A 14,737-nucleotide genomic window follows, 5' to 3' on the forward strand; every position below is an offset into this window, starting at 1 on the left:
GCTGCAGTCCATCAGCGCGGTTCAGGACTCCGGTTCCTCGGTTGGCGCAACCGTCGCGCCGACCCCTATCTTTTGCAGCCCCGCAACGATCAGGCGGTCGCCGGCTTCAAGTCCGTCCGTCACGATCCATTTGTTGCCCTCGGTGCCCCGGACCGTAAGGATCCGTTCGATGACGGTGTTGTTGTCGTCTACCACCATCGCCGTCGGCTGACCGCGCCGGTTGCGCGCGACGCCCTGCTGCGGTGCAAGCACTGCGCCCCGCAAAACTTCGACCGGCAGATGCGCGGTGACATACATGCCCGGCAGGACAATCTGGTTGGGGTTCGGGAATTCAATCCGAAGTACCGAAACACCAGTCTGCGGGTCCACTTGCGGCTCTGCCGCAAGGACCGTACCGGTCTGATCAAAGGTCGATCCATCCGCCAACGACACCGTCACCGTCGGGTCAATCATCTGCAACGCTGCCGTCTGCGATGCAACGGCCCGATTGAAACGCAACACATCCTGAGTGGAAACGGCAACGTCCACATAGACACGATCGATCTGCCGGATCACGGCCAGCGGTTCAGCCTGTTGTGCGGTCACCAGCGCGCCTTGCGTGGCCAGCGCACGGCCTACGCGGCCTGAAAGGGGCGCGCGGATCGTTGTGTGTTGCAGGTCGATCTTTGCGGTTTGCAGCTGCGCCTGTGCCACCAGCAACGCGGCCTTGGCCGCGTCGCGCTCTGCCACGGCACTGTCAACCGCCTGTTGGCTGGCCACGTTGCGCAGCAACAACTCGGCCACGCGCTTTTCTTCCTTTTCAGCAGCGGTCAACCGAGCCTCGGCCTGAGCAACGCTTGCGGTGGCCTGCTGGACCTGTGCGTCATAGACGTCGTCGTCGATGCGATACATCGCATCACCTTCCTGAACGGTACTGCCTTCCTGAAACAGACGCTCGACAACGATCCCGGACACCTGTGGCCTGACCTCTGCCACACCCAACGCGGCAACGCGGCCCGGCAATTCCGAAAACAGGGTCACGTCCTGTGCTTCCAGCGTTATAACGGTCACCGGCACAGGATTGTTAGATTGCGCAGTGGCCAATGATGCCAAACCGGAAAGCAATGCAGTCAATGACATAAGCAGGAAGGCTCGGGTTCTGAGCATTTTTCGCATCTCCGTTCGGTGTTGTTATCCAAAAAAATGGTCGTGATATGAGCGGCGTCTGGGGCTGTGCCGCGTGTAGGCAATTGTTCCAGCTAGGCGGCACAGATTGGAAATCCATCAGGTGGAATTCTGCAACGCACTTCCTTCCCATAAATTCCTTACTGAGAAAGGCAATAAACTTTTTATCCTCGGCTCGTCCACTTCCCGCCTTCACATGCCACTGTGCATATTCGAACACGTTGTCGCTTCGCCCGCCGGAAGACCTATTTTTCCCGGCGCCATCTGCAATCAAGTCCTTTCCGCTCCCACCTTTCAACAGGTCGTTGCCGCTGCCGCCCGATATCCGACCATCGCCCCGGTCGCCTTTGACAAAATCGTTGCCCTCGCGGCCCGGGATCATGCCCTTGTCGCGCGTGCCGGTCAGGGCATCCGAGCCAAAGGTACCGATCTCGCCGTTGCCGTTTAGAACGCCCAGTTACCCAAGCAGGAAATTGGCATAGTCGAACCCGTTATTGGGCTGACGTCCGGTGAAGATTTCCGGGTTCAGCAATGGGTTGAAGCCAAGGCCTGTTGCCCCGGTCACCAACCCTGTCAGTCCGACGCCATCCGTGCAGTTGTTCCCTGATTAGACGACTCCGTCGGTTTGGAATTTGCTTACTAATCTCTCCTCCAGTTTCCGCAGGGGGTTACTGTCGAAGCCAAGCGGATGACCTGGTTGGCATTGCCAAGTTGTTTCCCGCCGTGGACCGGACTAACCGATGTGGATGAAGAGATCGACGACCATGCCTCGCCTGAAAGGCTTCCGCTTTCGTCGCGAAATCATGGCCTGTACGGTTTGGGCGTATCACCGGTATGCAGTCAGCACGGCTGACGTTGAGGATCTGTTCGCTTGGCGTGGCGTGACCGTCAGTCGGGAAAGTGTACGGCATTGGATCAAACTTATTGGTCGCCAGTCGTTTTCTCAAACAACTGACCGATCGGTTCGGCGAACCGCGTGTCATCGTCACCGACAATCTGCGTAGCTACGTCAAGCCAATCAGAGAACTATGTCCGGGCGCCGACCACCGGGCGCACACGGGGTTGAACAATCGGGCTGAAGGATCGCACCGGCCGGCGAAAAAACCCAAAAAGCTGATGGGTCGCTTCAAATCTCCGGGACATGCCCAAAGGTACCTTTCCGCTCACGACCAAGGGAACATCATGTTCCGGCCCCCCCGCTTTCGCCTGTCTGCCGTCGCTCTCGCCGCAGTTGTCATTTTTTGGCTATGAAACAAGAACGAGTCCTGACCCTAGGCCTCGTTGAGGCCGCTATCGATACTATTGTTGCGACTGCGTGCATTCAATTGTGCTCAGCCGTAATCAATTCGATAAACTGAGAAACGGTTTCTTGTGGAACACCGGCTGCTTCAAAGATCGCGGCAGCAAAACTCACAGGCGCTGTTCCAGAAGCGGTAATAAGTCGATCTGCTGAGACCGCCGAAGCACTTTGAACGTAGTGCGATACGCCATCATATCCCTCGGCATTCTTGACTAAAAACTCGGTATCGTTTGAAGTATGCGGCTTCTCGTTCAGCAATCCAGATCTGGCCAGGGCTAGGGTGCCACCACAAATCCCCCCTATTGGAACGCCTTTTTCATTTTGAGCCACAAGCATGTCCGAAATGTCCGGCGCGGTATCAGAATCCCACACGGTGCCACCAATAACTGCCACTACATCCGGTTGCCAATCGACCAGATCGCTCAATCCTTTGGAGACAACAACTGTCAATCCGCCCATCGAGATCAATTGCCCTGGAGTAGGAGAGAAGTACATCACATTGAGCCCATAAAATGAACCGCCGATACCACCTATCAAGGCGTACTCCCAGTCAGCGAACTCGTCTGTAAGTATCAGCGCAACTTTCACCATTTTGCTGTGCCCCTTAGAATCGCAGGAAGGAACGTATAGGGAACACTATGGACATGCAACGTAGCTGAGTCATCAAACATCCACATCCTTCGGTCCTGTGACCTAAGCAATCTTACCGGGTCAGCCTTCAAGCAGTTTTGTTTTTGAAGGCAGGTCGGACTCCGCCTATTCTGACGACGGATGATTTAAACTGGTTTTTGGAGGAAGTATTATGTCCGTTCCACAGATTGTTACCGTCGTTGGCTGTTTTTCCGTATCCGCAGCGAATGCGGAGGCATTTCGAAAAAACTGTGCGGAAATGATAGAACTGCGCAGTCAGGAACCTGGCCATGTGGCGTCGGCCTACAGTTTTGGCAAGGATGGGACGGCCGCTTCACGCGAAGATTACGAGAGCGCTGACGCAGTGATCCGCCATATGGAATTGGGCACACACATCTTTGAAAGGACACAAGCCTTGGTCGAGATAACCGGGGTAGAGTTGCATGGTCCTAGGGCTGAGCTTGAAAAACTGCGCGATTTGTTCAGCGAGATGTCTCCGAGATTCTATGAGACCGAGTTTGGGTTTCGGCGGTAGACGGGTTTGACTGTTTGATTGATGCCAAGGCCGTAATGCTTAGCCCATCATCGTGAGGGCCGTGTTTTCAGGCCCAAAGAAGACGTGGACGCCTGCTCCCTTTTTGTGGGTGCGACCCTTTGATCCTGCACCTGTGTTAGGGGAAACCAATCCGATGCTGCTTGAGTTGCTGGTTCACGGCAGTCCAGTTTTTTCAGTTTCAACACCGGCAAAGCTTTGGAATTTGACAAAAACCGCACGACTGCGACAATGGAAAGCCCCACTTGCGATAGGCGGGAACGGATCAAATGATGGGAAGACGCCGTTTTTTGACTCGTATTCTTCCAACCACATTCGGGACAAGCATCTGGATGCGCAGCCTGTCCAAAAATGCGGAGGCAAAAACCGTCGAACGTGAGAACAACAAAGTACTAACGGTAAAGGAAATGGAGATTCTGGCTGCCTGGTGTTCAACTATCGTGCCGGGTGCAGGAGACGCCGGGGTGGCAAAGTTTGTCGATCAAAGCCTTGCAGGAGATCGGGCTTCGTCGCTACTGCTCTTGCGGTACCTCAATGCCAGCGACATGGCGGGGTTTTACCGTCTGGGTCTCGCCGGAATCGAGCAGGAATGTACCCACCGGTTTAACCTGCCATTTGTCCAAATAACCAAGAGTCAGAAGATGGAATTGGTTGAGGCGGCCGTAACCTCGGATATGCAGATCTGGACCGACCCGGATCCGAATTTCTTCTATTTCATTTCACGAAGTGACGCGGTGGATGTGGTTTATGGCACGCAGGCGGGGTTTTCGGATCTGAACATCCCCTATCTGGCGCATATTCAGCCACCGCGACCCTGGTAACGAATTGACCGCATATGTGCTAAACCAAAACGCGGGGAACCAATGGCGAAAGCGGCACATGACAAAGTTGAAGTCGTAATTGTCGGTTCTGGCATCGCTGGCAGCACGATGGCAGCCGAATTGGGTGAGGCGGGGTTTGATGTACTGGTGCTTGAGGCCGGACCAGAGCGCTATCTGTCTGAAATGGTCAGCTCGCAAATCTGGTCGCGGAGGCTCAGATGGGCCGGGCCGGAAGTTCTGGAAACAGGTGACCTTGTGGGGGCGGCGAATTTTGCCATGGGTTGGGGGACCGGTGGCGCGGGCCTGCATTGGTACGCGAATTGGTACCGGCTGCATCCGGACGACTTTCACGTCAAATCTATGTACGGACGAAGTCTGGACTGGCCCATAGGATATGATGATCTGAAACCATGGTATGACCATGCGCAGTCCTATTTCGGGGTATCAGGAGACGACGATCCGCATGCGCCATCAGCGGCGCCTTATCCCATGCCGGCCATTTCCTTATCCAAACAGTCGCAGGCAATCAAACCAGGTTTTGATGCAGAAGGTTTGAGGCTGACGACAAACACTTTGGCGGTGAATTCCGTCCCGTATGCCGGGAGAGCGGGTTGCCTGCTTGACGGCTGGTGCGATGCTGGGTGTCCGATTGGAGCATTGGCGAACCCATTGGTGTTGCAATGGCCACGGGCGCGAGAGGCTGGGGTTAAACTGCGCCACAATGCCTACGTGGCACGGGTTGAAACAGACCCTTCAGGATCGAAGGCAACCGGTGTTGTATATCTTGATGAGCAGGGCCGTGAAAACCTGCAACCCGCCGACATTGTCATCTCGGCCTGTCATACAATCTGGAATGCACGGCTGCTGCTGTTGTCTTCCAGTGACAAGCATCCCGATGGGCTTGGCAATGGAAGCAAGACACTGGGGCGATATTTCATGTCCCACGCCCTCACGACCATCCACGGGCTGTTTAACCAGGAAACAGAACCGCATTTGGGTGTATCTGGCGCCAATTCACTCTGCTTGGAAGGCTATGACGACAAACAACCAGCACAAGATGCCTTCGGTAGCCGCGCTTGGCTGGTAGGACAGGCGGCAAAACCAAACGATCTGTTGGGGACTGCTCTGGCAAAACCGGAATTGTTTGGCGCGGCTCTGGATGCATATTTGCGTCAGGCCAGTTTGCACTACGGAAACATGGCCGTGCTTTGCGAGGAGGATGGCATTCCGGAAAACTGCATCAAACTCGACGCATCAAAACATGATCGTTATGGATTGCCGCAAGCGCAAGTGAGTAATTCGCTTCCGCGGGCGAATGCGTCCAGATCAGAGCTAGCCAAAGAGGAGGGCCTGCGCATTTTCAAGGCCGCAGGGGCCCGTGACGCCTGGGCAGGGCCGCGAAACCCAATGCACATGATGGGTGGTACAATCATGGGCGATGACTCGTCAGCGTCGGTAACGAACTCCTTCGGACAGGCGCATGAAGTCGATAATCTGTTTGTCGCTGGCGCAAGCCTGTTTCCCACACCCGGCGCGGTCAACCCTACCGCTACTCTGGCCGCATTGGTGTTCCGCACAGCAGATTACATTCGCACCCATCGATCAGAACTGCTGCCCTAAAGGGAGCTGCGAGGGGGCGACCGCCCCTGCCTTCGGAGGTGTCGGGCAGTGATTGAAACCAGCGGTTTAGCACACTGTCTGGTGACCAGAACGCTGTCGAGCTTACGGTTGTCGCGCAAACTATTGGAGCGGCCAGAGGCAGGGATATGCTGGACACACTTATCCCAAGTTTTCAGCGAATTGACGAAACCCAGAGGTTTACGGCAAATCGAGTTGGCCCTTGCGGATCATTCTGGCGACTTCGATCAGCACTAATCTCTTCCAAGTCACGATAAGGCACAGTGTACCGCAAAAAGAAGTATTCAGCGTACCAAACCGCTTCCTTGAGGAAGTGGCAGCCCTTCAATGAGGCCATTCGGAAACCTGTTCGCGATGGATTTGAAGGTAGCAACTACCGAACACACATTCTCGTCAATCAAAGCCAAATGTTTGCGACACATCCGGTTTTTTTCGCGCAACGCGGGTAGGGGCTTTGCAATACGAAAAAATTTGGGGTTGTGAAAATGTTGCGTCGCGAATTCATAGAGAGGACAGCGAGGGCGTCAACACCTTCAGAACCTCACTGGCGAACTATCGCAAATTTCATCAACAAAGCAGTGCGCCGCTGAGGTCGAAGTGTTTGGGAAACATTGCACGTAAAAACCGAAAAACAATTCTCATTGCCTCGTTGCGATCAAAGGAATCCGGGTGGAGTAGATAATCGGTCCACATACCTTCTAGCATTGCTAGTGTGCCGTGCGTGGCGTCCCGTGCAACCTGATTGGGGTGTTCATTTCCGGCTTCTTTCGCAATTCGCAAGAATGCGTTGAAGATCAGGTTCCGAAGTTTTGCATCGCGTGTATCTGAAAAGGCCGCAATCGCCGCTCTGTTTCTGGCTTCACCTCGAAATGCGTACCAGATTGAAACATTCTTCTTGTTGAGGATGGCTTCACTCAAATCACCCCGAACAATCATCTCAATATGTTCTTGACCAGTTTGCCCGGTCGTTTCCAACATGGCATGGATGCCATCGTAGTATTGCTCGGACGAGTAGCGGGCCGCCTCGTCCACCAGATTGTCCTTGCCGCCGAAATGAAGGTGAATCATCCCGCGGGACAAGTCGGCACGTTGAATGATCTCGCTGACTGACGTCTCAGAAATTCCCTTTTCTGCAACCGAGTCGAGGACTGCCTCGATTAGAGACAGGCGGTTTCGTTCTCGTATCTGTTGGCGTCTTCCAGTCATTTGATCAGGCGGTTCAGTTTGTTTTCAAGCTCTTGCGGTGCCTTCTAGCGGCGTTTGTGGAATTGGCCAGCCCCGTTGTGGAATTATCAGTTGACACAGCTAGCCCGAAAATTCCAGAATTAAATGGACGATTGTCCATTTTGTGATGGGAATCGTCTCGCCATTGAAAGCAATGTTCAGCAGGGAAGCATGGCCGGAGTCATTAGAAGTGAAGCGGGCAAAGGCCTGGCATTGAGCGCCCCTGCGACGCTCTATGTTGGCCTGCTTGTGGCCGTGCCTCTTTGCATTCTTGTCGCCTACAGCTTTTGGACTCAGACCTATGTCGAGATTGACCGCACGCCGACATGGGCGAATTACCAAGAGGCGTTCACCGATCCCTTGGTCCGACACCTGATGATCCGTTCAGTTGCAATTGCCGGGGCGGTGACATTGGTAACGGTCTGTCTGGCCTATCCGATTGCCTACTTCATCGCATTTCGGACGCAAAAAAAGACCCTCTGGCTATTGCTGATCACTATTCCCTTTTGGAGCAGCTACCTGCTGCGTGTGTTCAGCTGGAAGCTGATCCTTGGATTCAATGGGGTGATGAACTCCGCTTTGATCTCATTGGGGCTGATACAGGAGCCGCTGACTTTCCTGCTCTACAACGAGTTCGCCGTTGTTCTCACGCTTGCGCATGCCTGGGCGCCATTTGCGATATTGCCGATTTATGTGTCGCTGCAGAAAATCGACCGCAGCCTGTTAGAGGCCGCAACCGACCTTGGATGTAGCAAGTTGGAGAGATTTGTCCGCGTGACTTTGCCCCTGACTGTGCCGGGGATCATCGCCGCCTGTCTGATCATTTTCATCCCAACCGTTGGCGACTACGTCACTCCGGCATTGGTCGGTGGGTCACAGGGCAAAATGGTGGCCAATCTAATCCAGGTGCAGTTTGGCGCCGCCAATAATTGGCCATTGGGTGCAACCCTGTCTCTGCTTGCTATGCTTTCGGTCGGTTGCGTCGCAATCCTGTTCGTGCTGGTTGTCACCGCACTGGGGCGGAGGATCAGATGACCAAAGCTATTCGTATCCCCTGGTTGCTTGTCTATGCAGTCGCCTACCTTGTGTTTCTTTATCTGCCAGTGCTGCTGTTGCCGCTGTTTTCCTTCAATGACGGAACCATCGTGGCTTTCCCGCTTAAGGGTTTTACGTTGAAATGGTACGCGCAATTGGGTCAGCAGGATACGTTGCTTCAGGCGATGGTGAACTCGCTGATCGTCGGCAGTGTGACCGCCCTGATGGCGACGTCTCTGGGTCTGTTCGCCGCGCGCGCCTATGTTCGGTACCGTTTCAAGGGGCGGGAGTTTTCCGAAGGCTTGGTCATGCTCCCGCTGGTGGTACCCGGCATCATTGTCGCTAGTTCGATGCTGGTACTGTTTATTAGCGTCGGGCTGAAACCTTCGCTGACAACCGTGATCCTTGGGCATGTGTTCGTGGCCTTGCCCTTCGCGGTATCGATCATGAAGTCCGCCTTTGACGATTTCGACCAATCGTTGGAGGAGGCCGCCTTTGACCTCGGCGAAAGCGTTGTGGGAACATTTAGGCGTGTCACTCTGCCAATCGTTGCACCGGGCATTGTCGCGAGCCTTTTGGTCACGTTCACCGTGTCCTTCGACGAGTTCGTTCTAGCCTTCTTCCTGTCCGGAAACAGCCCGACACTGCCGGTCTATATCTGGAGTCAGATCCGCTTCCCGGCAAAACTCCCCAACACACTGGCACTTGGCTCGTTACTTTTGCTTTCGTCCGTTCTGCTGCTGCTGATTGCCGAATACTTCCGCCGCCGTTCCACCCAATCTTCTGATTGAAGCCAAAGGAAACAAACAAGATGAGCGAACAGAACATCATCGAGATTCAGGGCGTGGAAAAACGTTTTGGAACCTTTGTGGCTGTATCCGATCTGAACCTCACCTTGAAAGAGGGTGAGTTCTTTTCGCTGCTCGGACCTTCGGGCTGCGGAAAGACAACCGCTTTGCGCATCATCGCGGGATTTCAGGATCACGAAGAGGGCGAGATCCGGATAGATGGTCGGACGATGGGTGAGGTGCCTGCCAACAAGCGGCCTACGAACATGGTGTTCCAAAGCTATGCGATCTTTCCGCACCTGAATGTGGGTGACAATGTCGGGTTCGGCTTGCGAAAGACAAAGCTCACGCGAAGTGAAATCAAGGAACGCGTTGCCGAGGCGCTTGAGATGGTTGAGCTCGGAGGCTTGCAGGATCGCAAGGCCAATGAGTTGTCGGGCGGACAACGGCAACGTGTGGCGCTCGCCCGTGCGCTGGTCATGCGGCCCAAAGTGTTGCTGCTGGATGAACCATTGTCCGCGCTGGACAAAAACCTGCGCGAAGCGATGCAATTGGAAATGCGCCGCTTGCAACAAAAGCTTGGAATTACGTTCGTAATGGTCACGCATGACCAGTACGAAGCGATGACCATGTCCGACCGGATAGGAGTCATGTTCGCTGGGCAGCTCAAGCAGGTCGACAAGCCCGAGGTTTTGTATTCCCAGCCGTGCAACCGGGAAGTGGCCTCTTTCATCGGTGGAATGAACTTCCTGGATGCCGAGGTAACGGCTGAAAGCTCTGAATCGCTGGAGGTTAACGTTCAGGGATTTGGGCAGATGACAATCGGGGTGAACCCAAACGTTCAGGTGCATGACAAAGACCTGCTGGTCGGCGTTCGGCCCGAGCAATTGGAAATCAGTGCAAAAAGGCCAGATGGATACGACGCTCTTGTTCAGGGCGAGGTGTCGGACGTCGCCTTCTATGGTGAGAGCGTCCACTATTATGTGCGTGTCGATGGTCTAAAGGACAGCATCGCCGTTGCAGTGCCGAACTACTTTCACACGGTCGATCACAGCCGCGGCGACACTGTTTGGCTTGGTGTTCAAAGCGCCTCGGTAATTGATCTAGGCAAACGTGACTCTTTGGGAGGAGACAAATGAATAAAGCAGCATCACTTGCGGCAGCAGTAGTTGCCACCTTTGCCGCCGGACAAGCGCAAGCCAACGCGGCAGATTTGACCGTTTTTGACTGGTCTGGATATGAAGATCAGGGCTTTTACGGCGATTACGTCGAAAAGTACGGCGGCGCGCCGAGCTATACCTATTTCGGCAGCGTGGAGGAGGCGTTCACCAAGCTTCAATCCGGGTTTGAGGCAGATCTGGCCCATCCCTGTACGGACGCCCTGAGAAAATGGGTTGCGGCGGACATGCTTAAGCCCATTGATACCAGCAAGCTGGAGAACTGGGACAAACTGATGCCCAAGATCAAAGAGGTCGATGGCATCACGATCGATGGACAGACCTATATGGTGCCTTTCGAATGGGGCAATACCGGCCTGATCTATCGCACCGATATGGTTTCGGCGGACGATGTTTCGCTGCAATTGCTTGCAGATCCTGCGTATCAGGGCAAAGTTGCGGTTCCGGATGCGGCATCCAGTGCTTTTGCCATGGCCGCGCTGGCGACCGGTGCCTCAAGCTATACTGATATGAGCGACGAGGAATTCCAGAAAGCGGCGGATTACCTGCGCGCAATTCACCCGAATGTTCGCTTTTACTGGTCTGACGCAGGTCAGCTCGATCAGGCGATTGCCAGCGGTGAGGTGACGCTGGGCTGGGGCTGGAACCAATCGGAGCTAAACCTGATCTGGAACGAAACTCCGGCAGTTATGATGCGGGATGTGGACAAGGGCATCGCCACCTGGGTCTGCGGTTATGTGCATCTGAAGTCCGCCAAACAATCGGATGAGCAGGTCTATGACATGCTCAACGCGCTCAGCTCTGCCGCAAGCGGTAAGTACATCATCGAAAGCTGGGGGTACGCCCATGCCAACGAGGACGCTTTCGCACAGGCCGACCCGGCTCTGATCGATACCTACGGGTTCTCGGACGTGGACAGCTTCTTTGAGGGCAGCTTGTTCTTCGATGCGGTCAACCCGGAACTGGAAGCAAAGATGTTGAAAGAGTTTGAGCGCATCAAGGCGGGTTTTTAGAGCCACCTAACAACACAGTCGGGATTGGTGGGACCTAAGCAAACCTGCCAATCCTACGGAACCAATTCCAATTTTTCTGGAGGAAGCGCGGCAATGTCAGGCGCTGACGGATATTCTGTTCTCTTTGAGCCGGTTCAGATCGGGCCCGTGACGGCCCGCAACCGTTTCTATCAAGTGCCCCATTGCAACGGCATGGGGCATCTTCGACCGCAGGCCGAGGCGGCCATGCGGGCGATGAAGGCCGAGGGTGGTTGGGCCGTTGTGTCCAACCAAGAGACCGAAATTCACCCTACTTCAGATTTGTCCCCATATGCGGAAAACCGACTATGGGACGAACGGGATATTCCAGCGCTGTGCCTGATGACCGAAGCTGTCCATGCCAAGGGTTCGCTTGCGGCCATAGAACTAGCGCATAACGGTCACCATGCGCAGAACCACCTGAGCCGTGCGCCCTTGCTGGGCCCGTCAGAACTTGCCCTGCAAACCGCGTATCCCAAACAGGCTCGGGCAATGGACAAGGCGGACATCCGAGAGTTTCGCAAGTGGCACCGCGCGGCGGCACGACGTTCGCGCGAGGCGGGCTTTGACATCGTGTATGTTTATGCCGGGCATCACATGACGTTGCCGCACCATTTTCTGTTGCCACAGTTCAATGACCGGGCGGATGAATATGGCGGTTCTCTGGAGAACCGCGCGCGACTTACGCGAGAGCTTCTGGAAGAAACCAGAGAAGAGGTTGGGGACGATTGCGCCATCGCTCTCCGGTTCGCAGTGGATGAAATGCTCGGGTCTGACGGGATGCAGGCGCAGGAGGAAGGTCGAGCCGTCGTCGAACTGTTGGCAGAGCTTCCCGACCTTTGGGACGTGAACGTTGCGGATTGGAGCAATGACTCTGCGACGACCCGCTTTGAACCCCGCGACGGTTTTCAAACCTCATATATCGAGTTCGTCAAACAGGTTACTTCCAAGCCAGTGGTCGGTGTCGGTCGCCTTACGTCTCCGGATTTGATGGTGTCTCTGGTCAAGAAGGGCATCCTTGATTTTATCGGCGCGGCGCGACCATCCATTGCTGATCCGTTTCTTCCGAACAAAATCAAGGAAGGTCGCATCGAAGAAATCCGTGAGTGTATCGGCTGCAATATCTGTGTTTCATCGGATTCTCTGGGCGTCCCTATCCGGTGCACGCAAAACCCTACGATGGGCGAAGAGTGGCGGAGGAAATGGCACCCTGAGATCATTGAGCGCCGGGCGAAAGAGGAAGCTGCGCTTGTTGTCGGCAGCGGTCCGGCCGGGCTTGAATGCGCCATGCAGTTGGCGCGCCGGGGCTATGAAGTCACCCTGGCTGAAGCCAGGCAAGAACTGGGCGGCCGCGTCTTGCAGGAATCCAGCCTGTCCGGGCTGTCCGCCTGGAAACGTGTGACAGATCACAGGATTTATGACCTTCAGCAACGCGGGAATGTTCAGCTGTTCACCGATAGCCTTTTGTCGGCAAGCGATGTCGTCGAACTGGGTATACCGAACGTCTTTTTGGCCACCGGTGCATTATGGCGACGCGATGGTCGCGGGAAATCTGCATTTCACGGCGTCTCAATAGACCCAGGCTCTCAAGTTTTCACTCCCGACGACATCATGTCCGACGCAGTGCCGGGGGGCGGCCCAATCATTGTCTACGATGATGATCAAGCCTATCTCGGTGGAGTTTTGGCGGATCACTTGGCTCAGGCCGGACGAGAGGTCGTCTTTGTAACGCCGGCCTCAATGGTCTCACCGTTTACCGAATTGACGTTGGAGCAGGCCAAAGTGCAACGCAGTCTGCTGGAAAAAGGTGTGCAGCTTGCATTGTCCCAGACCTTGGCCAGCATCGCGCCCGGAACGGTGAAATTGCTTTGCGCTTACACGGGGCGAGAACAATCCATTGATTGCGGCTCGGTCCTTTTGGTGACGCAGCGCGCAAGAGAGACCACCCTGTATGATGAGCTTCTGGGCTTGGCCGACAGCCCTCTTAGTAAACTGGAATTGATCGGAGATGCCGCAAACCCCGGTTTAATAGCTGACGCCGTATACTCGGGTCACATGGCCGCTCGGAATTTCGAACGCGACGCAGGCGATATCGACCGCGACTTTTTCCGTCGGGAAATTGTCTCCCTTGAATCTATGTGAGGTGCGCTATGCCAAAAGATGACTTGCAAGTAATGCGCGATTTGATGGAAGCACAGCGGGAAGGGTTCGCTTTGCCGCGTCACTTCTATACGTCTCAGGCGGTTTACGAAAACGATATCAGCACGTTCTGGAACCGCAACTGGATCTGGGTCGGCCATGTCAGTCAAGTCGCTGAACCCGGTGATTATTTCCTCTTCGACTACGGGCCCGAGTCCATAATCATTGTTCGGGATCGCGCAGGCAAGGTGCGTGCGCATCTGAACGTTTGCCGCCACCGGGGATCGCGGGTTTGCATTGAACAGAAAGGCAAGGCGCGCAACTTCATATGCCCGTATCACGCGTGGACATTTGACCTCAACGGCAAGCTGAGAAACGGACGAGCTATGGGGACAGATTTTGACCCGGGCCAATATGGGTTGTTCCCGGTTCAGGTGAAGATTTTCCAAGGCCTGGTCTTTGTCTGTGCGGCTGAAAATGCTCCACCGCTGGACGCTGCATTGGAAAGACTGGCCCCACTTTCAAAGCCGTTTGACTTTGAAAACCTGAAGGTCGCCCATGAGGCCTCATATCCGGTTCCGGCGAACTGGAAACTGGCGCTGGAGAATTACCTGGAATGCTATCACTGTGCGCCGTCCCATCAGGACTACTCTCGTAGCCATTCCCTGAAAGACCCGGCTCAGGTTCTGGAGTTCAGCGGCGCTCTGCATGAACGAATGGAGGAAGCCGGAATTCCAACGGAGGAACTCGACCTGACCGGAGAGAATGCGGGCGCGCCGGGCGCAGATGTCTATTGGCGGCGCTACCCGCTGTTCCCTGGCTATTTGACAGGCAGTAAGGATGGCGCGCCTTTGGCGCCGCCTCTGGGTGAACTGAGAACCCATGACGGCGGTGCCACCGACTTGGGTGTCGGAACACTGAACTACTTCCTGGTCTATGCTGATCACGTGGTCGGGTATCGGTTTGTACCGCGTTCCTTGCAAGAAACGGATATTCAGATCGTCTGGTATGTTCGCGGAGACGCGGAAGTGGGTCGCGACTATGACAAGGAGGCCCTGACATGGCTCTGGCATGTCACGTCGCTCGATGACGAACGGATCATCCGTCACAATCAGGAAGGCGTGAATTCACACCATTTCGTCCCGGGGCCGCTATCCGAGATGGAATGGAGCATTCCCGGTTTCTATCGCAACTACTTCAGCATGATCTGAGACGCGCATAATTCGGAGAAAAAAA

The 14,737-nt window shown here is 55.0% G+C and carries 13 protein-coding genes and 1 pseudogene; 10 read left to right on the forward strand and 4 right to left on the reverse strand.

Features of this window, described 5'->3' with window-relative positions:
* Positions 1–21 precede the first annotated feature (21 nt).
* Positions 22–1,155 carry an efflux RND transporter periplasmic adaptor subunit gene (locus tag ACR1XY_RS20920; RefSeq protein WP_480596100.1) on the reverse strand — a complete coding sequence of 378 codons (1,134 nt, stop codon included), beginning with the start codon at positions 1,153–1,155 and terminating at the stop codon, positions 22–24.
* The gene (locus tag ACR1XY_RS20925) at positions 1,064–1,546 is read right to left on the reverse strand and encodes a calcium-binding protein (protein WP_480596102.1); all 483 of its coding nucleotides are present in this window, start codon (positions 1,544–1,546) and stop codon (positions 1,064–1,066) included. Before ACR1XY_RS20925 ends, ACR1XY_RS20920 begins: the two co-directional genes overlap by 92 nt.
* A gap of 364 nt (positions 1,547–1,910) precedes the next feature.
* Between ACR1XY_RS20925 and ACR1XY_RS20930 the strand changes: the two are divergent.
* Positions 1,911–2,379, forward strand: a pseudogene (locus ACR1XY_RS20930) (DDE-type integrase/transposase/recombinase); the annotation flags it as partial.
* Between the two features lie 106 nt (positions 2,380–2,485).
* On the opposite strand, the gene ACR1XY_RS20935 reads toward ACR1XY_RS20930, so the two are convergent.
* The gene (locus ACR1XY_RS20935) at positions 2,486–3,055 is read right to left on the reverse strand and encodes a DJ-1/PfpI family protein (RefSeq protein ID WP_480596105.1); all 570 of its coding nucleotides are present in this window, start codon (positions 3,053–3,055) and stop codon (positions 2,486–2,488) included.
* Positions 3,056–3,266: 211 nt separating this feature from the next.
* Here ACR1XY_RS20935 and ACR1XY_RS20940 point away from each other — a divergent pair, with 211 nt between their 5' ends.
* From ACR1XY_RS20940 to ACR1XY_RS20950, 3 genes are all read left to right on the forward strand, one after another.
* Positions 3,267–3,629 (forward strand): antibiotic biosynthesis monooxygenase, encoded by a 363-nt coding sequence (locus ACR1XY_RS20940; RefSeq protein WP_480596107.1) that lies wholly within the window; start codon positions 3,267–3,269, stop codon positions 3,627–3,629.
* Between the two features lie 308 nt (positions 3,630–3,937).
* Positions 3,938–4,468, forward strand: coding sequence for a gluconate 2-dehydrogenase subunit 3 family protein (locus ACR1XY_RS20945; protein WP_480596108.1), 531 nt, complete (start codon positions 3,938–3,940; stop codon positions 4,466–4,468).
* Positions 4,469–4,510: 42 nt separating this feature from the next.
* Positions 4,511–6,088 carry a GMC oxidoreductase gene (locus ACR1XY_RS20950; RefSeq protein ID WP_480596110.1) on the forward strand — a complete coding sequence of 526 codons (1,578 nt, stop codon included), beginning with the start codon at positions 4,511–4,513 and terminating at the stop codon, positions 6,086–6,088.
* A 585-nt stretch (positions 6,089–6,673) separates the two neighbouring features.
* Here the strand turns inward: ACR1XY_RS20950 and ACR1XY_RS20955 are convergent.
* Complete coding sequence (locus ACR1XY_RS20955) at positions 6,674–7,312, reverse strand: TetR family transcriptional regulator C-terminal domain-containing protein (protein WP_480596112.1); 639 nt, start codon at positions 7,310–7,312, stop codon at positions 6,674–6,676.
* Between the two features lie 189 nt (positions 7,313–7,501).
* Between ACR1XY_RS20955 and ACR1XY_RS20960 the strand changes: the two genes are divergently transcribed.
* The 6 genes from ACR1XY_RS20960 to ACR1XY_RS20985 all read left to right on the forward strand — a co-directional run bounded on the left by ACR1XY_RS20960 (position 7,502) and on the right by ACR1XY_RS20985 (position 14,712).
* Positions 7,502–8,365, forward strand: coding sequence for an ABC transporter permease (locus ACR1XY_RS20960; RefSeq protein ID WP_480596115.1), 864 nt, complete (start codon positions 7,502–7,504; stop codon positions 8,363–8,365).
* Complete coding sequence (locus ACR1XY_RS20965; RefSeq protein ID WP_480596117.1) at positions 8,362–9,156, forward strand: ABC transporter permease; 795 nt, start codon at positions 8,362–8,364, stop codon at positions 9,154–9,156. The genes ACR1XY_RS20960 and ACR1XY_RS20965 overlap by 4 nt, the downstream gene beginning before the upstream one ends.
* A gap of 20 nt (positions 9,157–9,176) precedes the next feature.
* Positions 9,177–10,292 carry an ABC transporter ATP-binding protein gene (locus tag ACR1XY_RS20970; RefSeq protein WP_480596119.1) on the forward strand — a complete coding sequence of 372 codons (1,116 nt, stop codon included), beginning with the start codon at positions 9,177–9,179 and terminating at the stop codon, positions 10,290–10,292.
* The gene (locus ACR1XY_RS20975) at positions 10,289–11,344 is read left to right on the forward strand and encodes an extracellular solute-binding protein (protein ID WP_480596121.1); all 1,056 of its coding nucleotides are present in this window, start codon (positions 10,289–10,291) and stop codon (positions 11,342–11,344) included. The genes ACR1XY_RS20970 and ACR1XY_RS20975 overlap by 4 nt, the downstream gene beginning before the upstream one ends.
* 93 nt (positions 11,345–11,437) lie before the next feature.
* Complete coding sequence (locus ACR1XY_RS20980) at positions 11,438–13,504, forward strand: oxidoreductase (protein ID WP_480596123.1); 2,067 nt, start codon at positions 11,438–11,440, stop codon at positions 13,502–13,504.
* 8 nt (positions 13,505–13,512) lie between these two features.
* A complete protein-coding gene (locus tag ACR1XY_RS20985) occupies positions 13,513–14,712 on the forward strand; it encodes an aromatic ring-hydroxylating oxygenase subunit alpha (RefSeq protein WP_480596125.1) in 1,200 nt (399 codons plus the stop codon).
* Positions 14,713–14,737: the final 25 nt, after the last annotated feature.

Source organism: Ruegeria sp. AD11(2025) (genome assembly GCF_056542405.1).

Bases quoted from the DNA above. Each gene is read 5' to 3' on its own strand.
- ACR1XY_RS20925 (WP_480596102.1), bottom strand. From the start codon at position 1,546: ATGATCCCGGGCCGCGAGGGCAACGATTTTGTCAAAGGCGACCGGGGC.
- ACR1XY_RS20960 (WP_480596115.1), top strand. From the start codon at position 7,502: ATGGCCGGAGTCATTAGAAGTGAAGCGGGCAAAGGCCTGGCATTGAGC.
- ACR1XY_RS20920 (WP_480596100.1), bottom strand. From the start codon at position 1,155: ATGCGAAAAATGCTCAGAACCCGAGCCTTCCTGCTTATGTCATTGACT.
- ACR1XY_RS20980 (WP_480596123.1), top strand. From the start codon at position 11,438: ATGTCAGGCGCTGACGGATATTCTGTTCTCTTTGAGCCGGTTCAGATC.
- ACR1XY_RS20955 (WP_480596112.1), bottom strand. From the start codon at position 7,312: ATGACTGGAAGACGCCAACAGATACGAGAACGAAACCGCCTGTCTCTA.
- ACR1XY_RS20940 (WP_480596107.1), top strand. From the start codon at position 3,267: ATGTCCGTTCCACAGATTGTTACCGTCGTTGGCTGTTTTTCCGTATCC.
- ACR1XY_RS20985 (WP_480596125.1), top strand. From the start codon at position 13,513: ATGCCAAAAGATGACTTGCAAGTAATGCGCGATTTGATGGAAGCACAG.
- ACR1XY_RS20970 (WP_480596119.1), top strand. From the start codon at position 9,177: ATGAGCGAACAGAACATCATCGAGATTCAGGGCGTGGAAAAACGTTTT.
- ACR1XY_RS20950 (WP_480596110.1), top strand. From the start codon at position 4,511: ATGGCGAAAGCGGCACATGACAAAGTTGAAGTCGTAATTGTCGGTTCT.
- ACR1XY_RS20965 (WP_480596117.1), top strand. From the start codon at position 8,362: ATGACCAAAGCTATTCGTATCCCCTGGTTGCTTGTCTATGCAGTCGCC.
- ACR1XY_RS20975 (WP_480596121.1), top strand. From the start codon at position 10,289: ATGAATAAAGCAGCATCACTTGCGGCAGCAGTAGTTGCCACCTTTGCC.
- ACR1XY_RS20935 (WP_480596105.1), bottom strand. From the start codon at position 3,055: ATGGTGAAAGTTGCGCTGATACTTACAGACGAGTTCGCTGACTGGGAG.